We start from the raw sequence: 23,917 nt of genomic DNA, 5'->3' as shown, positions 1-23,917 counted from the left end.
GTGCCCGGCGCCGTTCTCCGGCGCTGCGTGGTCACCGCCGCTCGGTCAGGCCTGTCTCGTGCAGCACGCCCTGCCGGATCATCGGCGCCAGGCTCCGGGTGAACGTCGACGTCAGGTGCCGCGGGTCGCGGTAGACCACGACGTTCCCCACCACCGGCTCGCAGGCCTCCGGCCCGCACATCAGGTCGGTCAGGTCGAGCAGTGATGCGCCCCGGACGGCTCGGACGGCAGCGACCTGCGCGTCCGTGGTCCCGAGGGCGTCGGTCCGTGGGACGGCGCAGGCAGCACCGGGGTCGGTGTCGAGGTGCCGTTCGACGCACGTCAGGTAGTCGTCGCGCGTCCCCGGGTTGTCGCGGATCGCGACCACCTTCGTCCCCCGGGCGGTCTGCCGGCTCCACGTGTCGACGAAGCCGTCGACGATCGACTGCTCACGCGTCCCCCGCTCCGGCTCGACGAACGGCGACTGTCGTTGGTAGCTGGTCAGGATCACGTCGTACGGCTTCCGGACCGCCAGCTCCCCCTGCAGGCTGCGCTTCCACGACTCGCACCGGCTGACCCAGTCGGGAGCGTCCTCCTGCACCGCCGAGGTCCACGCACAGCCGCTCTTGCCGTAGACGTCCACGTGCCAGTGCGCTTCGTCGGCGAGCCGTTCGAGGGCGGCGAGGTACTGGTTGCTGTGCGAGTCCCCGATGAGCGCGACCGTCAGCGCCGCCGCGTCCGGCGCCGGACCGTGCCCGCAGACCTTGACCGCCGACTCCGTGTTCCTGCTCCAGCACGCCGGCGTGTTCACGTCGTCCGTCTGCGCTGCGTCGAGACCCGGCAGGAGCACGCTCGTGGCCGGTGTCGTCGGGCAGTCCGTCCCGACGACCGCCGCGGCGCCGACGCACTCGTCGCCGCGCGCCAGGAACGCCGCCGCTGCCGCTCGCTCCGCATCGATCCGCCGTCCGGCATCGGCCGAGGCCACGGTCGAGACGACCAGGACGGGGACGAGGGAGGCGGCGACCGCGACGACCGTCCAGCGCGCGGGCCGGTCGGCGAGGAACGGACGGCTCCGCACGGGGTCCTCGACGACGACCTTGGTGACGGCCGCGAGGAGCACGGACGCGACGAGGATCGCGACCTTCGCCCGGGTGCCGAGGGCGGTGCCGGTGGCGGCCGGGACGAGCACCACGAGCGGCCAGTGCCAGAGGTACAGCGAGTACGAGACGTCGCCGGCCCACTGCACGGGGCGCCAGCGGTACAGCATCCCGGGTGCGTCCGGCGTCTCGGGGTCACCGCAGGCGATGACGAGGAGCGCGCCGACGACCGGCACGACCGCGATCCACCCGGGGAACGGCAGCGCCGCGGTGAACAGGAGGAAGGAACCCGCGATCGTGGCGAACCCCACCCACGACCCGACTGCCCGCAGGTGCGCAGACCGTTCCGACCGGCGGAGCACCAGTGCGAGGAGGCCGCCGGCGGCGAACTCCCACGCCCGGGTCTGCGTCGCGAAGTACGCCGGCCCCGGATCGTGCTGCGTCTGGACGACGCTGAGCACCAGGCAGACCACGAACACCACGCTCAGGGCGACCACGAATGCCGGCCGTGCCGTCGACGGTCCCCCGGCACTGCGCCGCCCGCGCCGGCGCAGCACCAGCGTGGAGAGCCAGCCGGCCAGGATCATCAGGACCGGCCAGACGAGGTAGAACTGCTCCTCGACCGACAGCGACCAGTAGTGCTGCACCGGGCTCGCGACGTCGGTGCTCTGGGCGAGGTAGTCGACCGAGCTCGCCGCCAGCACCCAGTTCTCGACGTAGATCGCCGCCCCGGTCACCTCGTGGAACACCTGCTCCCGGACGCGGACCGGCAGCAGGACCCACGACGCCACCGCCGTCACCGTCAGCACGAGGAGCGCGGCGGGCAGCAGCCGACGGGCACGACGGGCGTAGAAGCGTCCGAGGCGGATCCGCCCGGTCGTGGTCCATTCGCGCGACAGGTGCGCGGTGATCAGGAAGCCCGAGATGACGAAGAAGACGTCGACGCCGGCGTAGCCACCGGGGAGTCGGTTGGGCCACAGGTGGTAGAGCAGGACACCCGCGACCGCGACGAACCGCAGCGCTTGGATCTCGGGGAACCGGGCTCGCACCTGGCGAGTCTGGACGTCGTTGCTCAACTCGTTCCCCCAACGAGGTTGCACCGGAGTGCTGGAGTGGAGCCTAGGAGAATCGAACTCCTGACATCCTGCTTGCAAAGCAGGCGCTCTACCAACTGAGCTAAGGCCCCGCAGCCCTCTGCGTGCAGAGGGTCAGATGGGATTCGTGCAGTGTGGGGCTACAAGGACTTGAACCTTGGACCTCTTCGTTATCAGCGAAGCGCTCTAACCGCCTGAGCTATAGCCCCTCAGACCGGATGAAAGCCTACCGTACCCGTCTCGCAGAACGAAATCGAGCGGTCGACCCTCATCCGGCCGGGTGTGTCAGTTGTTCGTGAAGCCGACGAGCAGGCCGCCGGTGATCCGGACACTGAGGTTGTAGAGGACGCTCACGATCGCGCCGAGCACGGTGCCGACGACCACGTTGAGGATCCCCACGACGATCGAGAACCCGAGGACCTGGCCCAGCGAGAACTGGTCCATGATCGAGTAGTTGTTCTGCCCGGTGACGTCCTTCAGGAGCGAGTCGATCTCCCCGAAGACACCGGTCTGGTTGAGGATGACCCAGACCAGGGCGGTGGCGACGACGATCACGATGGAGCCGGCCAGGGCGATGAGGAAGCTGAGCTTCACCATCGACCAGAAGTCGACGTACACGAGCCGCAGCCGGACCTGACGGGTGCCGACGGGCCGCTTCGCCTTCTTCTGGAGCTTCTCGGCGACACTACTCATTGCTTGACTGGTCCTCTCCGGCCTGGTCGTCGCCAGGCGCGGGGTTGGTGGGCGCGTTGTCGATGGGGTCAGTGGGGTCCGGCGCTGCTTCAGCGGGGCTGACCGTCTCGACCGGGCCCGCGGGCTCGATCTCGGCGTCGTCCTGGTCGTCCAGGTTCCGCTCGGTGTTCCGGGCCACCGCGATGATCCGGTCGTTCTCCGCGAACCTCGCGAAGACCACACCCATCGTGTCGCGACCCTTGGCGGGCACCTCGGCCACGGCAGACCTTACCACCTTGCCCGATTGCAGCACGACGAGCACCTCGTCGTCCTCACCGACGATGAGAGCACCCACAAGGTCGCCCCGGTCGGCCGCCAGCTTGGCCACCTTGATGCCGAGACCGCCACGGCCCTGCACGCGGTACTGGTCCACCGAGGTGCGCTTCGCGTAGCCGCCCTCCGTCATCACCCAGACGTAGCCGTCGTCCGAGACGACCCGGGCCGCGAGCAGCGCGTCGCTGTCGCGGAAGGACATGCCCTTCACGCCCGAGGTGGACCGCCCCATCGGACGCAGCGTGTCGTTCGTCGCCGTGAAGCGGAGCGACATGCCCTGCTTCGACACGAGGAGCAGGTCGTCGTGCTCGTCCACGAGGAGCGCCTGGACCAGGGTGTCACCGTCGCGCAGGTTGATCGCGATGATGCCGCCCGTGCGGTTCGTGTCGTACTCGGTCAGCGCGGTCTTCTTGACCAGGCCGTGCGCGGTCGCGAGCACGAGGTACTGCGCGGCCTCGTAGTCGCGGATGTCGAGGACCTGCTGGATCTGCTCGTCGGGCTGCATCGCGAGGAGGTTCGCGACGTGCTGGCCCTTCGCGTCGCGACTGGCCTCCTGGAGCTCGTACGCCTTCGCCCGGTACACCCGACCCTGATCGGTCAGGAAGAGCAGCCAGTGGTGCGTGGTCGTGACGAAGAAGTGCTCGACGATGTCGTCGGCGCGCAGCTGCGCGCCCTTCACACCACGACCACCGCGGTGCTGCGACCGGTAGTTGTCGCTGCGCGTCCGCTTGACGTAGCCGCCGCGGGTGATGGTGACGACCATCTCCTCTTCGGGGATGAGGTCCTCGATGGACATGTCGCCGTCGAAGCCGAGCATGATCTCGCTGCGGCGGTCGTCGCCGAAGCGGTCGACGATCTCGTCGAGCTCCTCGCCGATGATCGTGCGCTGCCGGGTCTCCGACCCCAGGATGTCCTGGAAGTCGGCGATCTTGCGCTCGAGCTCGTCGGCCTCGTCGTGGATCTTCTGCCGCTCGAGTGCGGCGAGACGGCGGAGCTGCAGCTCGAGGATCGCGCGCGCCTGGATCTCGTCGACCGAGAGCAGCTCCATCAGGCCGGTGCGCGCTTCCTCGACGTCGGGCGACCGGCGGATGAGCGCGATGACCTCGTCGAGGGCGTCGAGCGCCGCGAGGTAGCCGCGCAGGATGTGGGCGCGCTTCTCGGCCTCGCGCAGCCGGTACTGGGTGCGGCGGACGATGACGTCGATCTGGTGGTCGACCCACGCCGAGATGAACCCGTCGAGCGCGAGGGTGCGCGGCACGCCGTCGACGATCGCGAGCATGTTCGCGCCGAAGTTCTCCTGCAGCTGCGTGTGCTTGTACAGGTTGTTGAGGACGACCTTCGCCACGGCGTCGCGCTTCAGCACGATCACGAGGCGCTGGCCGGTGCGGCCCGAGGTCTCGTCGCGGATGTCGGCGATGCCGGAGAGCTTGCCGTCCTTGACGCCCTCGGCGATCTTGATCGCCAGGTTGTCCGGGTTCACCTGGTACGGCAGCTCGGTGACGACGAGGCAGGTGCGGCCCTGGATCTCCTCGACGTTGACGACCGCGCGCATCGTGATCGAGCCGCGGCCCGTGCGGTAGGCGTCCTGGATGCCCTTCGTGCCGAGGATCTGTGCTCCAGTCGGGAAGTCCGGGCCCTTGATCCGCTGCATGAGTGCGCCGAGGAGCTCCTCGCGCGTCGCGTCGGGGTGCTCGAGCGCCCACTTCGCGCCGGCGGCGACCTCGCGCAGGTTGTGCGGCGGGATGTTCGTCGCCATGCCGACCGCGATGCCGACCGAGCCGTTGACGAGCAGGTTCGGGAACCGCGCCGGCAGGATCGCGGGTTCCTGCGTCCGGCCGTCGTAGTTGTCCTGGAAGTCGACGGTGTCCTCGTCGATGTCCCGGACCATCTCCATGGCGAGCGGCGCCATCTTGGTCTCGGTGTACCGCGGTGCGGCGGCACCGTCGTTGCCGGGCGACCCGAAGTTGCCCTGGCCGAGTGCCAGCGGGTAGCGGAGCGACCACGGCTGCACGAGCCGGACGAGCGCGTCGTAGATCGCGCTGTCGCCGTGCGGGTGGAACTGGCCCATGACGTCGCCGACGACGCGGGAGCACTTCGAGAACGCCCGGTCGGGGCGGTACCCGCCGTCGAACATCGCGTAGATCACACGGCGGTGCACCGGCTTGAGGCCGTCGCGGACCTCCGGCAGGGCACGACCGACGATGACGCTCATCGCGTAGTCGAGGTACGAGCGCTGCATCTCGAGCTGCAGGTCGACCTGCGAGATGCGGTCACCGGAGACGACGATGTCCCCGCTGTCGCCGTGGACGATCTCGGGCTGCTCGTCGGCGCCGTTCTCGTTGTCGTCAGCCATGTGGCTTCGTTCCCTTTCTGGACAGCCTGGAGGCTGTGGTTCCGTCAGTCGCGCCGGGCGCGACCACAGGTGGTCAGGACTGGTCCGCGCGGCTCACGCCGCGCCTCCAGGCCGGGATCAGATGTCCAAGAACCTGACGTCCTTCGCGTTCTGCTGGATGAACTGGCGACGGGACTCGACGTCCTCACCCATCAGCGTCGCGAACACGCTGTCCACCGCGGCGGCGTCCTCGAGGGTGACCTGCAGGAGCGTCCGGGTGTCCGGGTTCATCGTGGTGTCCCACAGCTCCTTGTAGTCCATCTCGCCGAGGCCCTTGTAGCGCTGGATCCCGTTGTCCTTCGGGATGCGCTTGCCGGAGGCCAGGCCGGACGCCATCAGTGCGTCGCGCTCGCGGTCGCTGAACACGTACTCGTGCGCCGAGTTCGACCACTTCAGCCGGTACAGCGGCGGCTGCGCGAGGTAGACGTACCCGCGTTCGATGAGCGGGCGCATGTAGCGGAACAGCAGCGTGAGGAGCAGCGTCGTGATGTGCTGGCCGTCGACGTCGGCATCGGCCATCAACACGATCTTGTGGTAACGGGCCTTGTCGGGGTCGAAGTCCTCGCCGATGCCGGCGCCGAACGCCGTGATCATCGACTGGATCTCCTGGTTGGCCAGCGCCCGGTCGAGTCGCGCCTTCTCGACGTTCAGGATCTTGCCGCGCAGCGGCAGGATCGCCTGCGTCATCGGGTTGCGGCCCTGCACGGCGGACCCGCCGGCCGAGTCGCCCTCGACCATGAAGATCTCGGAGATCGTCGGGTCCTTCGACTGGCAGTCCTTGAGCTTGCCGGGCATGCCGCCCGACTCGAGGAGACCCTTGCGCCGTGTGGTCTCACGCGCCTTGCGGGCGGCGAGGCGCGCCTGCGAGGCCTGGATCGCCTTGCGGACGACGTCGCGCGCCTGCGTCGGGTTGCTCTCGAACCAGTGCGTGAGCTCGGTGCCGACGACGCGCTGCACGAAGCCCTTCGCCTCGGTGTTGCCCAGCTTCGTCTTCGTCTGGCCCTCGAACTGCGGTTCGCCGAGCTTCACGGAGATGACGGCCGTCAGGCCCTCGCGGATGTCGTCACCCGTGAGGTTGTCGTCCTTCTCCTTGATGATCTTCGCCTCGCGCGCGTACTTGTTCACCAGGTAGGTCAGCGCAGCGCGGAAGCCCTCCTCGTGGGTGCCGCCCTCGTGCGTGTTGATCGTGTTCGCGAAGGTGTGGACGCTCTCCTGGTAGGAGGTGTTCCACTGCATCGCGACCTCGAGCGCGATCTTGCGCTCCGGGTCCTCGGCCTCGAAGCCGATGACGTCCGGGTGCACGAGGTCGGCCTTCTTCTGCGCATTGAGGTACTCGACGTAGTCGGCGAGTCCGCGCTCGTAGAGGAAGGAGTCCTGACGGGCCTCTTCGCCCTCGTCGGGGGTGCGCTCGTCCTGCAGCGTGATCCGGAGGCCCTTGTTGAGGAACGCCATCTGCTGGAACCGCGTGCGGAGGGTCTCGTAGTCGAACACGACGGACTCGAAGATGTCCGCGTTCGGCCAGAACGTGATGGTCGTGCCGTGACCGTCGGTCTCCTCGTCCTTCGACACCGGGGCGACCGGGACACCGTCCGTGTAGCTCTGCCGCCACACGTGGCCCTGTCGTCGCACCTCGACGTCGAGCTCCGAGCTCAGCGCGTTGACGACCGACGACCCGACGCCGTGGAGGCCACCGGACACGGCGTACCCGCCGCCGCCGAACTTGCCGCCGGCGTGCAGGACGGTGAGCACCACCTGCAGCGTCGAGACACCCTCGGCAGCGTGGACGTCGACGGGGATGCCACGGCCGTTGTCGACCACGCGGACGCCGCCGTCCTCGCGGATGGTGACGTTGATCGTGTCGCAGTAGCCCGCGAGGGCCTCGTCGACGGAGTTGTCCACGATCTCCTGCACGAGGTGGTGGAGACCGCGCGGCCCGGTGGACCCGATGTACATGCCCGGACGCTTCCGGACGGCTTCGAGCCCTTCGAGCACCTGGATCTGGTCTGCGCCGTACGCCTGGTCGTTCTGCGGGGTCGGCTCGGCGGACGAGTTCTGTCGGTCGTCGTCAGATCCGGATGTCATTCGAGGGTGCTCCTGCCTGCGCGCGGAACACCCGCGCACTGCACCTCCCAGTCTACCGCAGGACCCTCTCCCGCGAGGGCTGGAATCGGCCGTTCAGCGGCCGAAACCGGTACCAGAGGATGATTTCGTCGGCTCAGCCGTAGGTATCGCGAGGGCCGCGCCCCTGGACCGTCCTGGGGCCGCGTTTCCAGGTGGGGGCGTCGGGGCCGGAAACCCGGATCGACTCGACGCCGGCCTCCGGGTGCCGCTCGGCGATCGTCGTCGTGATGGTGCTGCGCATCAACCGGAGCTGCGTGGCCCACGCCGTCGAGTCGCACCGGATCACGAGCGCCCCGTCGTCGATGGTCATCGGCCGGGAGTGCTTCGCGAGCTCGTCGCCGACCACCGCCGGCCAGTCGACGAAGAGCTCCGAGCGGGCGAGGGGTTCCGTCCAACCGAGCTCCTGGGCCAGCGAGCCGACGACGTCGCCGAGGCCCTTCGGCTCGCGGCCGCGTCCGTACGGGACGGAATCGGGGTCGAGCGCGCTCATGCGTCGGCGCCGGGCGTCGACGCCGCGTTTCGACGGGTCGCCGAAGACGGCGCGCAGGTGGCGGTAGACCCGGGAGGGCTCGGACGGCTTCCAGGGCTTCGGCATCAGACGCCGGCCTCCGCGGCATCGGATGCGGTCGCGCCGGCGTCAGCGTCGGCGTCGGCGTCGGCGTCGGCGTCGGCGTCGGCGTCGGCGTCTTCCGCCTCGACGTCGGTCGGACGGGAGGCGCGGCTCGCCTCCGCCTCGTCGGTCACGATGGTGCCGGCCTCGATCCGGACGGTGTGCGCCGCCAGCTGGCCGGGCACGTCGCCGAACACCGCCGCCGTGATCAGCACCTGCTCGTAGTCTGCCACGGCACCCGCCAGGCGTTCGCGGCGGGATTCGTCGAGCTCCGCGAAGACGTCGTCGAGGATGATGATCGGGTCGCCGAGGTTCGACTCGGCGCGGAGGATCGAGGCGCTGGCGAGCTGGACCGCGAGCGCGAAGGACCAGGATTCGCCGTGACTGGCGTAACCGCGGGCAAGTAACCCGTTGAGCTGGAAGAGAACGTCGTCGCGATGCGGCCCGACGAGGGTCAGGCCGCGGTCGAGCTCGTCCCGCCGACGCCGCTCGAGGGCCGCGCGGAACGCATCGGCTGCCGCGGCGACGGTGACCGGCTCGTCCGGCGTCCCGAGCACCGGGTCGGTCGCCGCCGCGTCCTCCGGATCGCCGCCACGCACGCTGAGCACCCCGGTGATCGATGCCTCGTGCCGCTCGCCGGCGACCGTCGCGTACGCCTCGGCGACGAAGGGCGCGAGGCGACGGGTGAGGTGGTCGCGCGCGGCGATGATCTCGGCGCCGAACGACACGAGCCGGTCGTCCCAGACGTCGAGCGTCGCGAGCGATCCCGCCTTGGCGCCGGTGGACCGCGCGGACTTCAGCAGGGTGTTGCGCTGCCGGAGGGTCCGGTCGTAGTCGGCCAGCACGCCCTGCATGCGCGGGGCGATCTGCCCGAGGAGCTCGTCGAGCATGCGGCGACGACCGGCCGGTTCGCCCCGCACGAGCGCCAGGTCCTCGGGCGCGAACAGCACGCTCGTGCAGTACCGGGGCAGCTCTCGCGGCTTGATCGCGGCCCGGTTCACCTGCGCCCGGTTCGACCCGCTGCGGTTGATCTGCACCTCGGCGAGGATGCTGCGGTCCTCGTGGGCGAGGCGGGCACGGACGATCGCCGCGTCGCACCCCTGCCGGACGAGAGCTGCATCGGTCGGGACCCGGTGCGAGCCGAGCGTGGAGAGGTACCCGATCGCCTCGACGAGGTTCGTCTTGCCCTGGCCGTTCCGGCCGACGAACAGGTTCGGCCCGCGTGCGAGGTCGACGTCCGCCTCCCGGTAGTTCCGGAAGTCGGTGAGCTGGAGATGGTCGACGTGCACGCGGGCCGATACGGGTCGAGGTGGTTACCTCGGCAGGACTACGCCTTCTTGACGGCGTGACCGCCGAACTGGTTGCGGAGCGCCGCGACGGCCTTCATCGTCGGGGACTGGCTGCCCTGACGCGAGACGAAGCGCGCGAACATCGCCGCGGAGAGCGCGGGCATCGGCACGGCGAGCTCGATTGCCTCTTCGAGGGTCCACCGACCCTCGCCCGAGTCGTCGACGTAGCCCTCGAGCTCGTCGAGCTTCGGGTCCTCGTTGATGGCCAGGACCAGGAGGTCCAGCAGCCAGGACCGGACGACCGTACCGCGCTGCCACCCGGCGAAGACGGCGGGCACGTCGTGGACGATGTCCTTCGCCTCGAGGAGCTCGTAGCCCTCGCCGTAGGCCTGCATGATCGCGTACTCGATGCCGTTGTGGACCATCTTCGCGTAGTGGCCCGCACCGACGCCGCCGGCGTGCGAGAAGCCCTCTTCACGGGGGCCCTCGGGACGGAGCGCGTCGAAGACGGGCATCGCGAACTCGAGGTCCTTGACGTCGCCGCCGGCCATCATGCCGTAGCCGTTGTCCTTGCCCCAGACGCCACCCGAGACGCCGACGTCCATGTAGCGGATGCCCTTGGCGTCGAGCTGGCGGGCGTGCTTCTCGTCGTCGAGCCACTTCGAGTTGCCGCCGTCGATCACCAGGTCGCCCGGCTCGAGGACCTCGGCGAGGTCGGTGATGACGTCGTCCGTGATCTTCCCGTGCGGGACCATGACCCAGACCAGGCGCGGGCCGGTGAGGGCCTTCGCGAGCTCCCCGAGGTCGGCGACGTCCGAGACGGCCGGGTTCGCGTCGTACCCGACGACGTCGATCCCTGCGTTGCGCAGCCGCGCACGCATGTTGTTGCCCATCTTCCCGAGGCCGACAAGACCGATCTGCATGATTTCCTCTTCTGTTCGTCGTCGCGCTGATGCTGCTCGCGAGTCAGCGCAGTGGTACGGCTGTTGCGCTATCGCAGCAGGAGATTGGGCTGCAGCAGGTACCGGTAGCCGTCCGCCGCCGGTGCCTCTTGCGAGGTCTGGCCGGTGATGAGCACCGGACCCGGCTTGTTGGGGTTCTCCGTCTTGGTGAAGGAGATGCGGACGAACTCGGAGTGCACCGCGTTCAACCCGTCCAGGAGGAAGGCGGGCTTCAGCGAGACCACCGTTTCCTCACCGGTCAGCAACGCACTGATCGACTCTGACGCCTGCGCTTGTTCGGATCCGATCGCCTCGAGCGTGAGCCCGTCGACCGTGAAGGAGAACCGGAGGGCTGCTTCGCGCTCCAGGACGAGGGAGACCCGTCGGACCGCCTCGACCAGCTCCGCGGTGTTGATCACCGCGTGGTCCTGGACGGTCTCGGGGAAGAGCCGGCGGACCGGCGGGTAGTTGCCCTTGATGAGGAGCGAGGTCACCGTCTTGTCGTCGGCGTGGAAGGCGATGAGTTCGCGCTCCGACGAGCCGCTGATCGAGACCGAGACCGTCGACGCCGAGCCGAAGGTGCGGCCGACCTCCTGCAGGGTGCGAGCGGGGACGAGTGCGTGCAACGGCGTGCTCGCACCGTCGCCGGTACGGCCGGAGTCCCACTGGATCGTGCGGACGGCGACGCGGTAGCGGTCCGTCGCGATCAACGAGACGTCCTGGTCGCCCACCTCGAGCTGCACGCCGGTGATGACCGGCGTGACGTCGTCGCGGCTGGCCGCGACGGCCACCTGGGAGACGGCTTCCGAGAAGGCGTCACCCGGGATGACACCGGTCTGTGCGCCGATCTCCGGGAGGGTCGGGTACTCCTCGACCGGCATCGACAGCAACGTGAAGTGCGCCGACCCGCAGTTCACCGAGATCTTCGACTCCTCGGTGGTGAACGTGACCGGGGCGTTCGGCAGCCGGCTGGCGATGTCGTTCAACAGGCGACCCGACACCAGGACCGTGCCCGGGTCGTCGATCTGCGCGGTGATGGACGTCTGCGCCGAGACCTCGTAGTCGAACGAGGAGAGCGTCAGCCGGTCGCCCTCGGCGTGGATCAGGACGCCGGAGAGGATCGGGAGGGTCGTGCGCTGTGGGAGGAGCTTCACCGCGAAGGAGACGGCTTCGGAGAAGACGTCCCGGTTGACCTCGAACTTCACAGCTGGAACCCCTGTCGATCGGTTGGACTGTCCGGCCGCCCCATTGTGGCACAGCCCGGCGGAGCCCGGATTTCTTGTCATCCCGCCGTCCACAAGGTTGGCCCGCTGAGATCAATCGTTAACCAGGAGTAATGGTGTTAACGCCTGTGCACACTGTGGATAACCCTGTGCATCCCGCTCGGCGACAGGGAACTACACGCTTGTGACTTGTGAGCGCCGTGTTGACGACCTCTGGATGAGAGAAAGTCAGCTATCCACTTCCATCCCCAGTTTCCACAGTTGGCCTCCCAGCTGTGAACAACCGGGCGGCGTGTCCTCCACAGTTATCCACAGGCTTTCCACACTGTGAGAACTCCGGCGCGTGGAACCGTCTCAGATGGTGGATGCGCGCAGAAGCGGGCCGATCCGACGGGCGTCGGTCGTGCCTCCAGAGCGGTGTCGGGGCCGGGCCGAGCTCGACGCGGGCCGCGCGTCGGAGCCGTGGACCTACCGGTACCGGCGGTCCTGCTTGATGCGGCTGGTGAGCTCCGTCACCTGGTTGTAGATCGACCGGCGCTCCTTCATGAGCTCCGTGATCTTCTTGTTCGCGTACATGACGGTCGTGTGGTCGCGGTTGCCGAAGAGCTGGCCGATCTTCGGCAGCGACAGACTCGTGAGTTCGCGGCAGAGGTACATCGCGATCTGACGGGCGGTGGCGATCGCCTGGGAGCGCGAGGACCCGTAGAGGTCGTCCACGGAGAGCTTGAAGTACTCCGCGGTGTGGTTGATGATGTCCGTCGGCGCGACCACGTTGTCGTCGTCGAGGGTGATCAGGTCCTTCAGGACCGTCTGCACGAGGGCCATGTCGACGGCCGTCCGGTTCAGGCTCGCGAACGCGGTGACCCGGATGAGCGTGCCCTCGAGCTCCCGGATGTTGCTCGACACCTTCGACGCCATGAACTCGAGGATGTCGTCCGGCACCTGCAGGTGGTCGGACTGCGCCTTCTTGCGGAGGATCGCGATGCGGGTCTCGAGTTCCGGGGCCTGCACGTCCGTGATGAGACCCCACTCGAAGCGCGACCGCATCCGGTCCTCGAAGCCGGTGAGGTGCTTCGGCGCGACGTCCGACGTGATGACGACCTGCTTGTTGTGGTCGTGCAGCGTGTTGAACGTGTGGAAGAACGCTTCCTGCGTGGAGTCCTTCCCCTGCAGGAACTGGATGTCGTCGATCAGCAGGATGTCGATGTCGCGGTACCGCTGCTGGAACTGGTTCGACCGGTTGTTCGCGATCGAGTTGATGAAGTCGTTGGTGAACTCCTCGCTCGAGACGTACCGCACGCGGATGCCCGGGTAGAGGCTCTCCGCGTAGTGGCCGATCGCGTGCAGGAGGTGGGTCTTGCCGAGTCCGGAGTCGCCGTAGATGAAGAGCGGGTTGTACGCCTTCGCCGGCGCTTCGGCGACCGCGACCGCCGCGGCGTGGGCGAACCGGTTCGAGGAGCCGATGACGAAGTTGTCGAAGTTGTACTTCGGGTTGAGGCGGGACTCGGGACGACCGCCGGTGCCCGGGGAGTCGATCTGGCTCGGGACGAAGGGTGCCTCGATGTACTGCCGCGGCGCCGCGCTCTGCTCCACCGGCTGCTGCACGGGCTCGGCGTACTCGGGGACGTGCGGGGCGACGGTCGGGTCCACACGCGGTTCCGACGCCATGTCGGGGTTCACGGTGATGGCGAAGTTGGCGACGGTGTCGTCTCCGATGCGGGCGACGGCCTCGGTGATCGGGATCCGGATGCGCTGTTCGAGCATGCCGCGGGTGAGGTCGTTCGGGACCTCGAGGTAGAGGGTGCCGGCGAGGACGCCCTTCGGTTCGACCAGGTGGAGGAAGCCCTGCAGCTGCGGAGTGACGCGGTCGTCCTCGGACAGGAGTCCGAGGACCGATGACCAGAGGTCCTCGACGGGGTCGGCGGCCATCGTCATGTCGCGCTCGTCTCCTGGTCTCGTGTCGTCGGGCGGCCGGTCCGGGCCGCGCTCGACCCCGTTGCGTACGGCGGGGCGTCCGTGCTCGGGCGACGTCGTCGACGCCCGGAGCCGCGTGTCGCCCCGCGGAGTGGTCCACAGGGTTGTCCACAGTCTCGTCCACGTCCGCCGGGTGCTGCACGTCGGGGGACTCCCCCGTCCTGCCGGGCCACACGCGGATCGATGCCCCCACTGTAAAGGACCGGGGCGCGTCGTACCGAACGCACGTTTTCCCCAGTGTGGATAATGATCGTGCGCACGCACCGCACGACCCTGCGGTCGTCCTCCGTTTGACCTGCCCGCTGCTGTCACGTACCGTTAACCAGTTGACTGCGGCCATCTGGTCGCGCCCATCTGCGTCGTCCGGCACCGGGCGGCGACACATACGTGACGGCTCGCGTTGAGTTCTTCCCCAGCGCAGCCGTGTGGAGATCATCATGAGCAAGCGCACCTTCCAGCCGAACAACCGTCGTCGCGCCAAGAAGCACGGCTTCCGCGCCCGCATGCGTACCCGTGCCGGCCGCGCCATCCTCGCCGCGCGTCGCGCCAAGGGCCGCACCGAGCTCAGCGCCTGATCGGGCTTCGCCCCTCGGGGCAGCGCCTGATCCGGTCCCGAATCGGAACCCGGTAGCGATCGTGTTGGCACGCGCCAACCGCATCGTCCGCGGTGAGGACTACCGGTCCGTCGTGCGTCGTGGTCGCAGGAGCGCCACGGCGCACGTCGTCGTGTCGGTGGTCCGTCGCAGTACGGGAGACCCCGTCGTCGACGCGGCACCGACCCGCTTCGGGTTCATCGTCGCCAAGACGGTGGGCAACGCCGTGACCCGCAACACGGTGCGGCGCCGGTTCAAGGCCATCGCGCACGGACTGCTGCCGGGACTCCCCGTCGGGTACGACGTCGTGGTCCGTGCACTGCCAGCCGCCGCGCAGGCCGGATGGCCTACCCTGCTCGAAGACGTCTCGCGCTCCTGCGCGCGTGGTGTGGAGAAGGCAGCATGAACCGCAGCATCCGGATCCGGCTGGCGCTGGCGCGCCTCGCCTGGACCCTCGCGTTGCTCCCCCGCAACGCGTGCGTCGTCGTGCTCCGCGCGTACCGAGCGGTGATCTCGCCGCTGTACGGCAACGTCTGCCGGTACCACCCCTCGTGCTCGCGGTACGCCCTCGAAGCGATCCAGCAGTACGGCGTCATCGGCGGCTCGGCGATGGGCGCGTGGCGCATCGCGCGCTGCAACCCCTGGGCAGCCGGGGGCATCGACGACGTCCCCGCACGGCGTCGCCCCTACGACGTCAACCGGTTCGGGTTCGTGCTCGCGCCGAAGCAGCATCCGCAGGCGGTCGGAACGATCCGGCCCGTCCTGCTCACCCAGCGCACTGGAAAGGCGTGACCGTCCCCATGGACTTCATCGGTACGATCCTCTGGCCGCTCAAGTGGGTGGTCTCGGCCATCCTCGTCGGCTTCCACTGGATCTTCGAGAACCTCGGCATGGACCCGAACGAGGGCATCACCTGGGTGCTCTCGATCATCTTCCTGACGTTCGTCGTGCGCGCCGCGCTCATCCCGATCTTCGTGCGCCAGATCAAGTCGCAGCGCCGCATGCTCGAGGTGGCCCCGCAGCTCAAGAAGATCCAGGACAAGTACAAGGGCAAGAAGGACCAGTTCTCGCGTGAGGCCATGAGCCGCGAGACGATGGCGCTGTACAAGGAGACCGGGACCAACCCGCTGAGCTCCTGCCTGCCGCTGCTCATCCAGATGCCGATCTTCTTCTCGCTGTACTCGGTGCTGCACGAGGCGCAGATCAACAAGACGGGCATCGGTCTGCTCTCGAGCGACCTCGCGCGCTCCTTCGGCAACGCGTCGCTCTTCGGTGCTCCCCTGCACGAGACCTTCACCAACGCCTCCGGGTGGGAGGTCCGCGCGATCGCCGGCTTCATGATCGTGGTCATGACGGCGTCGCAGTTCATCACGCAGCTGCAGCTGGTCGCGAAGAACATGTCGCCGGAGACGAAGGCGTCCCCGATGTACCGCCAGCAGAAGATGATGCTCTACATCCTCCCGCTGGTCTTCGTGATCTCCGGTCTCTCGTTCCCCCTCGGCGTCATGTTCTACTGGCTCGCCTCGAACATCTGGACGATGGCCCAGCAGTACTTCGTCATCCGCAGCATGCCGACGCCGGGCTCCGAGGCTGCCCTCGCCCGTGAGGCCCGCCTCGCCAAGAAGGCGCAGCGACACGGGTCGGCGACGCCCGTGCTGGCCGAGGCCGGTGCCGGTGCCGGTGCCGCCGAGATCGAGGCCGTGCGCGTCACGACCCAGCGGCAGCAGCCGGTGGGCAAGAACCGCGCCAAGAAGAACGGGAAGAAGTAAGTGACCGAGCAGGACATCGCTGACGCCGTCGAGACCCCCACCGATGCCACGGGCGTCGAGACGGCGGACGAGGGCGGTCAGGACGGCGAGGGCCGCGACGAAGCGGACATCGCGGCGGACTACATCGAGGAACTCCTCGACATCTGCGACCTCGACGGCGACATCGAGATCGAGGAGCGCGCCGGTCGCGTGTACCTCTCGGTGACGGACGAGGGCGGAGCCCTCCGCGTGCTGTCGAAGCCCGACACGGTGTCCGCGCTGCAGGAGCTCACGCGGATCGCTGTCCAGGCGGAGACCGGCGAGTTCAGCCGACTCATCCTCGACGTGGGCGGGTCGCGCGATGCCCGTGCCGGCGAGCTGCAGCGGCTGGTCGACACGGCCGTCGAGCGGATCGAGGCCGGCGCGACGTCGGCAGCTCTGCCCCCGATGTCCTCGTACGAGCGCAAGTTGGTGCACGACCTGGTCGCCGAGAAGGGCTTCCACTCGGAGTCCGAGGGTGAGGGTCGGGACCGCCATACGGTCGTCACCCGATGACGGACTCGGTCCCGCCGGTCCTCGAGTCGGAGCCCGCTGTCGCGGAGACCGTCTTCGGTGACCGTGTCGACGTCGCGCGGTCCTTCACGGTCGAGCTCGCCCGCCGCGGCGAGGAACTCGGCCTGATCGGGCCCCTCGAGCTTCCGCGGTTGTGGACGCGACATATCCTCAACTCCGCGGTGGTTGCACCGCTCCTGGAGGAACGTGGTCGCGTCGCCGACGTCGGTTCCGGGGCCGGCTTGCCCGGCCTGGTACTGGCCATCGCTCGCCCGGACGTCCACCTCACGTTGATCGAGCCGATGGAGCGACGGGTCGACTGGCTGCAGTCCGAGGCCACGCGGCTGGGACTCGACAACGTCGACGTCGTGCGTGCGCGCGCCGAAGACCTCGCTGACGACATCGTCGTGGATCAGGTGACGGCACGCGCAGTGAGTGCCCTGTCCAAACTCATTCCCCTCACCGTGCCACTCGTTCGTTCTGGCGGTCAGCTCATCCTGATGAAGGGCGCACGCGTCGAGGAAGAGATCGAGAAGGCCCGCAAGGTGATCCTCCGCAATCGTCTGGCGGACGTCGAGGTGCTCGAGCTCGGAGTCGGTGTGGTCGCAGAGACCACCCGCGTCTTCCGGGCTACAGTTGACTGACGCTGCGGCTCAGGCCGGTTCGATCGGCCGCCAGTTGCTCCGCGTTCCACGTGAAACATCGAACCGGGGAAGAGGCACTCGTTGAGTTCATCGACCGACTACGACGCGTCGACACCGCTCGCGCGCGAGATCGCGGATCTGAACCGTCGTCGGCGGGCCATCGCGAAGGAGCAGTTCCCGCTGCCGACGAAGACACGGGTCTTCACGGTCTCGAACCAGAAGGGTGGCGTCGGCAAGACGACCACCACGGTGAACCTCGCGGCGGCTCTGGCGAACGGAGGAGCTCGGGTCCTGGTGATCGACCTCGACCCGCAGGGGAACGCGTCGACCGCACTGGGCGTGAATCACCAGGCCGAAGTCGCGAGCATCTACGACGTCATCGTGGACGAGGCACCGATCGCCGACACGGTCCAGCGCTCCCCCGAGTCCGACACCCTGTGGTGCGTTCCGGCAACGATCCACCTCGCGGGCGCGGAGATCGAACTCGTGTCGCTGGTCGCTCGTGAACAGCGGCTCCGTACCGCGCTCGACGAGTACCTTGCGTCGCTGGACGAGCCCTACCACTACGTCTTCATCGATTGCCCGCCGTCGCTCGGCCTGCTGACCATCAACGCCTTCGTCGCTGCGCAGGAAGTCCTGATCCCGATCCAGTGCGAGTACTACGCGCTGGAGGGGCTCAGTCAGCTGCTGCGGAACATCGAGCTGATCGAGCGGCACCTGAATCCACGGCTCCGTGTCTCGACGATCCTGCTGACGATGTTCGACAGCCGGACGAACTTGTCGAACCAGGTCGCCGCGGACGTGCGTGAACACTTTGGCGGTCAGGTGCTCAACGCAGTGATCCCCCGATCGGTGCGCGTCAGTGAGGCACCGAGCTACGGCCAGAGCGTCGTCGCGTACGACGTCAACTCCACCGGCTCGCTCTCCTACTTGGAGGCGGCAGCCGAGATCGCAGCACGAGGAGCGCAGGACTGATGGCAGCGAAGCGGACCGGACTCGGCCGAGGGATCGGCGCACTCATCCCCACAGCGACCGAGCAGCACGAGCGCCCCGTCGACGTGTTCTTCCCGACCGGCGGGTCGACCGAAGCGGCACCGACTGCCGAGGAGCTCGTGGCAGTCCCGGGGGCACGTCTCGCCAACCTGAACCCGCTCGACGTCGTGCCGAACGCACAGCAGCCCCGAAAGGAGTTCCGCGAAGAGGAGCTCCAGGAGCTCGTGCACTCGATCCGTGAGATCGGCGTGCTGCAGCCGATCGTGGTCCGACCGATTCCTGGTGCGTCGGGAACGGACCCGCAGTACGAGCTCATCATGGGCGAGCGCCGGCTGCGGGCCACGAAAGAACTCGGCCTCAGCACGATCCCGGCGATCGTCAAGGAGACGCCAGACGACGCGATGCTGCGAGACGCCCTGCTCGAGAACCTGCACCGCGCCAACCTCAACGCCCTCGAGGAGGCATCGGCCTACCAGCAGCTGCTGGCGGACTTCGGGATCACGCAGGAGCAGCTGGCACAGCGCATCGGGCGATCTCGCCCGCAGATCACCAACACGATCCGTCTCCTCCGCCTGCCCTCCCCGGTCCAGCGTCGGGTCGCAGCCGGCGTGCTGTCGGCCGGGCACGCTCGTGCGATCCTCGCTGCGCCGGATGCCGAGGCGATGGAGTACCTCGCCGAGAAGATCGTGAACGAGGACCTCTCGGTGCGTGCGGCAGAGGCGATCGCCCAGCAGCTGGCGACGAAGGCGCCGGTGAAGACGAAGCCGGAGCCGTCGAAGCGCCAGGCGCACTTCAACGACCTCGCGGAGCGCCTCGGCGACCGGCTCAACACCCGGGTGAAGATCGCGGTCGGTGCTCGGAAGAGTTCGGTGACGATCGACTTCGCCAATGGTGACGATCTGAACCGGATCCTCGGCGAGCTGGGCATCCGCGACGTGGGCGAGTAGGCCTCACCGGTTCCTGCCACCCTGAACGGCCCTGTGCGGCTGTCTGCGCCATGAACAGCGGTCGATCCGACCGGCTGCTCGAATGGGCCATGACGGGCCGCTAGGCGGCCTCTGACAGATCAGGGCGCACAGTGCGGTGTTCCACGTGGAACGTTGTGCTGCAGGGCGAGGATCAACGATGTGTCCGTCGTGCATGTGACGTCGTTCGCATCGTCGCGAGCTTCCAGAGACCGACCGCGGCGAAGATCGGCTTGACCAGCGCCATCTCACCGAAGCGGTAGTCGTCAGCACCGGCGATCTGCGGACCCAGATCGGGTCGCTGCCGTTCGAGGTACGCCCGTGCCTTCTCAGCGTGGAGGCCGTTCGAGGCGAAGACGACAAGCGCACCGTGCGGGATCATCGGGATGATCTGCAGGACGTTCTCCCACGTGGACGTGCTCCGAGACTCCACAGCGATCGGACCCTGCCACCCGAGCGGACCCGTTGCATGGGCGCGGAGGAGCTGCGCCTCCGGAACCAGCCCGTGTACGGCTCCCCCGCTGCAGACGATGGAGACAGCGCATCCCTGCCCGCGGAGTCGCCTGGCCGTTCGGACACCGATCCGTGCGCGCCATCGGTTGACCATGTTGGCGGTCGTACCGGCGTCACGGAAGCCGAGGATCACGACGACGACCGGAGCTCCCGGCTCAACCGGTCGGAGTGATCGTGATCGCCGGTACGCGGCCGCATGCACGGCCTCTCCCCCTGCGACGGCGACCAGCAGAGCGCCCGCTGCGAGCATCGGGACCGCAGCCGCCGGGCGCATGACGGGTCGCGATGTTCCACGTGGAACACGCCGACCCAGGGTCACCGCCGGTGGTCGCGGATGGCCTGTTCGGCCAGCTCGGCGTACGTCCACCCGAGGTCGAAGCCGGACGCGGACAGCGCCTGTGGGACCAAGGACGTCTCGGTGAGACCGGGCAGCACGTTGGCTTCGAGGAACCACGGCGTTCCAGCGGCATCGACGATGAGGTCCACACGAGAGATGTGCCGCAGGCCCAGTGCTGCGTGTGCAGCAACGGCCGCGTCCGAGGCTGCACGAGCGAACTCATCGGAGAGCCGTGCGGGCGTGTAGAAGGTCGTTTCGCCGGCGTTGTAGCGCGCCTCGAAGCCGTAGATACCACTCCGGGGCACGATTTCGACGGCGGAGAGCGCCACCGGCCCGTCCCCGGTGTCGATGATGCCGACAGCGACTTCGGTGCCGCGGATGAGCTGTTCGACCACGACGTCGTCGCAGTAGGTGTACGCAGTGACCATCGCGCGGGGCAGGTCTGCGACGTCGTCGACGAGGGTGACCCCTTGGGCGCTCCCGCCGCGGGCGGGCTTCACCGCGAGCGGCACCGGGTGTTCTGCCGCAACGCTCTCGAGCACCCCCACGGCGCCGAGCTCACGGAACACGTCGTGGGACAGGGTGACCGACCGAGGAGTCCGCACCCCAGCGCGCGCGACCAGCGCGGACGCGGTGGGCTTGTCCCATGCCAACCTGGCTGACGTGGAACGCGACCCGACGAACGGGATGTCCAGCGCCTCCAGGACGCCGCGAAGCGCTCCGTCCTCGCCGGAGGCTCCGTGCAGTGCCGGCCACACGACGTCCGGCCGTGTCTCGCGCAGAGCAGGGAGCAGCGACGCGTCGGCGTCGCGCAGGTCGACCTGCCAGCCGTAGCCGGTCAGGGAGTCCGCGACTCGGCGGCCCGACCGCAACGAGACGTCACGTTCGTGCGAGATCCCTCCCGCGACGACGACGACGTGACGGTGCGTGAGCTCGGCCATGCGGGACAACCTCCGGTGGTGCGGCGGATCGAGGAAAGCGCTGGTCAGGACATGTTCGGCGGCGGCGCGCTGACCGCCGAAGCCGGGCGGTCGACCAAGGCCGGACGGGTGGCGGACCCGAAGGTCTCGATGAGTTCGAGCTCGTCGTTCACCACGTTGGCGAGGCGCTTGACGCCGACGCGGATCTGTTCCGGCGTCGGGTAGCAGAACGACAGTCGGATGTGTCCACCGCCCCGGCCGTCGGCGTAGAAGGCCGTCCCCGGCGTGTACGCGACGAGTTCCTTGACGGCGCGCGGCAGCATCGCCTTCGAGTCGAGCGACTCGGGGAGCGTCAACCAGACGAAGAAGCCACCGTTCGGCTTCGTCCACGACAGGTCCGGGAGGAACTCCCCCAACGCGGACAGCATCGCGTCACGCCGTTCGGCGTAGAGGCCGCGGAACGTGTCGACCTGGCCCTTCCAGTCGGCCGCGTCGAGGTACGCGTTCACGACGTACTGGCCGAACGAGTTCGGGGCGAGGACGGCCGACTCGTTCGCGAGGACGAGCTTCTCGCGGATGGCGTGCGGCGCGAGGGCCCACCCGACCCGGAAGCCCGGCGCGAGCGTCTTGGAGAAGGACCCCAGGTAGACCACGCCCTCCTCGTCGATCGAGCGGATGGCCTGCGGCGCCGGCTCGTCGAACCACAGGAGCCCGTACGGGTTGTCCTCGAGCACGAGGATGTTGTTCGACCGGCAGATGTCGAGGATCTCGATGCGACGCTCCCGGCTCAGCGTGACGCCGGCGGGGTTGTGGAAGTTCGGGATCGTGTAGAGGAACTTGATCCGCTTGCCCTGCGTCCGCAGGTTGGCGATGGCTTCGCGGAGCGCCTCGGGCACGAGGCCGTTCTCGTCGGTCGTCACGTGGACGGTCTCGGCCTGGTAGGACCGGAAGACCCCGATCGCACCGACGTACGACGGCGACTCGGCGAGAACGACGTCGCCCGGGTCGATGAAGAGCCGGGTGACCAGATCGAGCGCGTGCTGCGAACCGGTGGTGACGACGACGTCCTCGGCGCTTGCGCGGATGCCCTCGAGACGCATGATCTCGACGATGTGCTCGCGGAGCGAGCGCAGACCCTGGCCACCGCCGTACTGCAGGGCCATCGCCGCATCCTCGGACATGACGCGGTCCAGGGAGCCCGTGACGAGCTCACGCGGCAGCGCGGAGACGTACGGCATGCCGCCGGCGAGCGAGACCACCTCGGGCCGCGACGCGACGGCGAACAGGGCTCGGACCTCGGAGGCGCTCAGCCCGGCGGTGCGCTGGGCGTAGGAGTCGTACCAGGGGTCGAGGCTGTTGCCGTTCGTCATCAGTGCTCCGTTTCAGTGGGACATTCCCGCCACACTACGACATGGACCCCGGGAACCAGGGGTCCGGACGGGGGCCGATCCTGAAGCCGTGGCCCGGAACGACGGATGCCCCGCTCTCCGGGGAGAGCGGGGCATCCAGTGGAGCGACCTACGCGAGGAACTCCGCGAGGTCGGCCTCGAGCGCGGGCTTCGGCTTCGCGCCGATGACGGTCTTGACGACCTCGCCGCCCTTGAAGACCTTCATCGCCGGGATCGACGTGATCTGGTAGTTCATGGCCGACTGCGGGTTGTCGTCGACGTTGAGCTTGACGATCTCGATCTTGCCGGCGTGCTCCGCCGCGATCTGGTCGAGGATCGGCGAGACGGCGCGACACGGGCCGCACCACTCGGCCCAGAAGTCGACGAGGATCGTCTTGTCGGACTTCAGGACCTCGTCCGAGAAGGTGGCGTCGGTGACTGCCTTGGCGTTGGACATGTGTGCTCCTTCGGGAAGTCGTGCAGTTGGTGCAACGGCTGGGCCGCTGCGGTATTCCGAGGTGGGTCAGCCGCGGGCGGCGGTGACGTCGACCATGGCGGGCTCGGTCGGACCGACACCCTCGGCCGCGTCCGTCAGCGAGTCCTCGAGCTCGGCCAGGTACTTCTCGGCGTCGAGCGCCGCGACCGTGCCCGAACCGGCGGCCGTGATGGCCTGGCGGTAGGTCGGGTCGATGACGTCACCGGCGGCGAAGACGCCGGGCAGGTTGGTCCTCGACGTGCGACCCTGCACCGCGATGGTGCCCTCGGGCGCGATGTCGATCTGCCCGTGGATGAGGTGGGTGCGCGGGTCGTTGCCGATGGCGATGAAGAGGCCGTCGAGCGCGAGCTCGGACTCGGTGCCGTCGACCGTGTCGCGGAGCGTGACGCCGGTCACCGCGGTGTCACCCGTGATGCCCGTGACCTCCTTGTTCCACGCGAACTCGATCTTCGGGTCGTTCATCGCTCGGTCCTGCATGATCTTCGACGCGCGCAGGCTGTCCTTGCGGTGGATGACCGTCACCTTGTCGGCGAAGCGGGTGAGGAAGGTGGCCTCTTCCATGGCGGAGTCGCCGCCGCCCACGACCGCGATGTTCTTCTGGCGGAAGAAGAAGCCGTCGCAGGTGGCGCACCACGAGACGCCGTGGCCGGACAGGCGCTCCTCGTCGGCGAGGCCGAGGTGGCGGTAGGCGGAGCCGGTCGCGTAGATGACCGCGAGGGCCTCGTAGGTCTCGCCGGAGCCGACGGTGACCTTCTTGACCTCACCGGTCAGGTCCACCGACACGGCGTCGTCGTACAGGACCTCGGCGCCGAACTTCTCGGCCTGTTCCTGCATCTTGATCATGAGGTCCGGGCCCTGGATCCCCTCGGGGAAGCCCGGGAAGTTCTCGACCTCGGTCGTCTTGGTGAGCTCGCCGCCGGTCTCGACGCTCGAGGCGACGATGAGCGGCTTGAGCTCCGCGCGCGCGGCGTAGATGCCGGCGGTGAACCCGGCCGGGCCGGAACCGATGATGATGAGCTGGCGCATGCCTTCGAGCCCTTCCG

22 protein-coding genes and 2 tRNA genes are annotated in these 23,917 nt (G+C 68.4%); 8 read left to right on the top strand and 16 right to left on the bottom strand.

The features are described 5' to 3' along the window. Nucleotides 1-31: 31 nt before the first annotated feature. From AAEP86_RS03835 to dnaA, 11 genes are all read right to left on the bottom strand, one after another. Nucleotides 32-2,125 (bottom strand): acyltransferase family protein, encoded by a 2,094-nt coding sequence (locus tag AAEP86_RS03835; RefSeq protein ID WP_420369217.1) that lies wholly within the window; start codon nucleotides 2,123-2,125, stop codon nucleotides 32-34. Between the two features lie 64 nt (nucleotides 2,126-2,189). Further along, nucleotides 2,190-2,262, bottom strand: a tRNA-Ala gene (locus AAEP86_RS03830). Between the two features lie 43 nt (nucleotides 2,263-2,305). Next, a tRNA-Ile gene (locus AAEP86_RS03825) sits at nucleotides 2,306-2,379 on the bottom strand. A gap of 76 nt (nucleotides 2,380-2,455) precedes the next feature. Further along, entirely contained in the window at nucleotides 2,456-2,863 is a 408-nt protein-coding gene (locus tag AAEP86_RS03820; RefSeq protein WP_071291657.1) for a DUF3566 domain-containing protein, read from the bottom strand. Continuing rightward, nucleotides 2,856-5,528 (bottom strand): DNA gyrase subunit A, encoded by a 2,673-nt coding sequence (gene gyrA, locus AAEP86_RS03815; RefSeq protein WP_420369216.1) that lies wholly within the window; start codon nucleotides 5,526-5,528, stop codon nucleotides 2,856-2,858. The genes AAEP86_RS03820 and gyrA overlap by 8 nt, the downstream gene beginning before the upstream one ends. Before the next feature lie 117 nt (nucleotides 5,529-5,645). Continuing rightward, nucleotides 5,646-7,649, bottom strand: coding sequence for a DNA topoisomerase (ATP-hydrolyzing) subunit B (gyrB, locus tag AAEP86_RS03810; protein ID WP_420369215.1), 2,004 nt, complete (start codon nucleotides 7,647-7,649; stop codon nucleotides 5,646-5,648). Nucleotides 7,650-7,782: 133 nt separating this feature from the next. Continuing rightward, nucleotides 7,783-8,283 carry a DUF721 domain-containing protein gene (locus AAEP86_RS03805; protein ID WP_420369214.1) on the bottom strand — a complete coding sequence of 167 codons (501 nt, stop codon included), beginning with the start codon at nucleotides 8,281-8,283 and terminating at the stop codon, nucleotides 7,783-7,785. Beyond that, nucleotides 8,283-9,587, bottom strand: a complete 1,305-nt coding sequence (gene recF, locus AAEP86_RS03800) for a DNA replication/repair protein RecF (protein WP_420369213.1) — start codon at nucleotides 9,585-9,587, stop codon at nucleotides 8,283-8,285. Before recF ends, AAEP86_RS03805 begins: the two co-directional genes overlap by 1 nt. A gap of 38 nt (nucleotides 9,588-9,625) precedes the next feature. Further along, nucleotides 9,626-10,582 carry a phosphogluconate dehydrogenase (NAD(+)-dependent, decarboxylating) gene (gnd, locus tag AAEP86_RS03795; RefSeq protein ID WP_420370441.1) on the bottom strand — a complete coding sequence of 319 codons (957 nt, stop codon included), beginning with the start codon at nucleotides 10,580-10,582 and terminating at the stop codon, nucleotides 9,626-9,628. Next, entirely contained in the window at nucleotides 10,579-11,733 is a 1,155-nt protein-coding gene (gene dnaN, locus AAEP86_RS03790; RefSeq protein WP_420369212.1) for a DNA polymerase III subunit beta, read from the bottom strand. The genes gnd and dnaN overlap by 4 nt, the downstream gene beginning before the upstream one ends. A 486-nt stretch (nucleotides 11,734-12,219) precedes the next feature. Beyond that, a complete protein-coding gene (gene dnaA / locus AAEP86_RS03785; RefSeq protein ID WP_420369211.1) occupies nucleotides 12,220-13,686 on the bottom strand; it encodes a chromosomal replication initiator protein DnaA in 1,467 nt (488 codons plus the stop codon). Nucleotides 13,687-14,162: 476 nt separating this feature from the next. Here dnaA and rpmH point away from each other — a divergent pair, with 476 nt between their 5' ends. The 8 genes from rpmH (at nucleotide 14,163) to AAEP86_RS03745 (ending at nucleotide 19,202) form a co-directional block, all read left to right on the top strand. Further along, nucleotides 14,163-14,300 (top strand): 50S ribosomal protein L34, encoded by a 138-nt coding sequence (gene rpmH / locus AAEP86_RS03780; RefSeq protein ID WP_058724833.1) that lies wholly within the window; start codon nucleotides 14,163-14,165, stop codon nucleotides 14,298-14,300. A 61-nt stretch (nucleotides 14,301-14,361) separates the two neighbouring features. Further along, a complete protein-coding gene (gene rnpA / locus AAEP86_RS03775; RefSeq protein WP_420369210.1) occupies nucleotides 14,362-14,724 on the top strand; it encodes a ribonuclease P protein component in 363 nt (120 codons plus the stop codon). Beyond that, nucleotides 14,721-15,110, top strand: a complete 390-nt coding sequence (gene yidD, locus AAEP86_RS03770; RefSeq protein WP_420369209.1) for a membrane protein insertion efficiency factor YidD — start codon at nucleotides 14,721-14,723, stop codon at nucleotides 15,108-15,110. Before rnpA ends, yidD begins: the two co-directional genes overlap by 4 nt. 8 nt (nucleotides 15,111-15,118) lie before the next feature. Further along, on the top strand, nucleotides 15,119-16,087 hold the full coding sequence (gene yidC, locus AAEP86_RS03765) for a membrane protein insertase YidC (protein WP_420370440.1): 969 nt from the start codon (nucleotides 15,119-15,121) through the stop codon (nucleotides 16,085-16,087). Next, the gene (locus AAEP86_RS03760) at nucleotides 16,088-16,621 is read left to right on the top strand and encodes a protein jag (RefSeq protein WP_420369208.1); all 534 of its coding nucleotides are present in this window, start codon (nucleotides 16,088-16,090) and stop codon (nucleotides 16,619-16,621) included. Continuing rightward, nucleotides 16,618-17,262: a 16S rRNA (guanine(527)-N(7))-methyltransferase RsmG gene (rsmG, locus tag AAEP86_RS03755; protein ID WP_420369207.1), complete on the top strand. Its 645-nt coding sequence runs from the start codon at nucleotides 16,618-16,620 to the stop codon at nucleotides 17,260-17,262. The genes AAEP86_RS03760 and rsmG overlap by 4 nt, the downstream gene beginning before the upstream one ends. Before the next feature lie 81 nt (nucleotides 17,263-17,343). Then, nucleotides 17,344-18,237: a ParA family protein gene (locus AAEP86_RS03750; protein ID WP_420369206.1), complete on the top strand. Its 894-nt coding sequence runs from the start codon at nucleotides 17,344-17,346 to the stop codon at nucleotides 18,235-18,237. Further along, nucleotides 18,237-19,202 (top strand): ParB/RepB/Spo0J family partition protein, encoded by a 966-nt coding sequence (locus AAEP86_RS03745; protein ID WP_420369205.1) that lies wholly within the window; start codon nucleotides 18,237-18,239, stop codon nucleotides 19,200-19,202. The genes AAEP86_RS03750 and AAEP86_RS03745 overlap by 1 nt, the downstream gene beginning before the upstream one ends. Nucleotides 19,203-19,374: 172 nt before the next feature. Here AAEP86_RS03745 and AAEP86_RS03740 read toward each other — a convergent pair whose 3' ends face one another. The 5 genes from AAEP86_RS03740 to trxB form a co-directional block, all read right to left on the bottom strand. Further along, nucleotides 19,375-19,983 (bottom strand): ElyC/SanA/YdcF family protein, encoded by a 609-nt coding sequence (locus AAEP86_RS03740; RefSeq protein ID WP_420370439.1) that lies wholly within the window; start codon nucleotides 19,981-19,983, stop codon nucleotides 19,375-19,377. 65 nt (nucleotides 19,984-20,048) lie between these two features. After that, nucleotides 20,049-21,011, bottom strand: a complete 963-nt coding sequence (locus AAEP86_RS03735; protein WP_420369204.1) for a D-alanine--D-alanine ligase family protein — start codon at nucleotides 21,009-21,011, stop codon at nucleotides 20,049-20,051. Nucleotides 21,012-21,055: 44 nt separating this feature from the next. Next, complete coding sequence (locus AAEP86_RS03730) at nucleotides 21,056-22,360, bottom strand: PLP-dependent aminotransferase family protein (protein WP_420369203.1); 1,305 nt, start codon at nucleotides 22,358-22,360, stop codon at nucleotides 21,056-21,058. 148 nt (nucleotides 22,361-22,508) lie between these two features. Continuing rightward, nucleotides 22,509-22,835 (bottom strand): thioredoxin, encoded by a 327-nt coding sequence (trxA, locus tag AAEP86_RS03725; RefSeq protein ID WP_071291672.1) that lies wholly within the window; start codon nucleotides 22,833-22,835, stop codon nucleotides 22,509-22,511. A gap of 66 nt (nucleotides 22,836-22,901) precedes the next feature. Further along, nucleotides 22,902-23,900 (bottom strand): thioredoxin-disulfide reductase, encoded by a 999-nt coding sequence (trxB, locus tag AAEP86_RS03720; protein WP_420369202.1) that lies wholly within the window; start codon nucleotides 23,898-23,900, stop codon nucleotides 22,902-22,904. Nucleotides 23,901-23,917: the final 17 nt, after the last annotated feature.

This window comes from Curtobacterium sp. L1-20 (assembly GCF_048755855.1).
Taxonomy (GTDB): Bacteria; Actinomycetota; Actinomycetes; order Actinomycetales; family Microbacteriaceae; genus Curtobacterium.
This window is presented reverse-complemented; position numbering and strand designations above follow the sequence as displayed.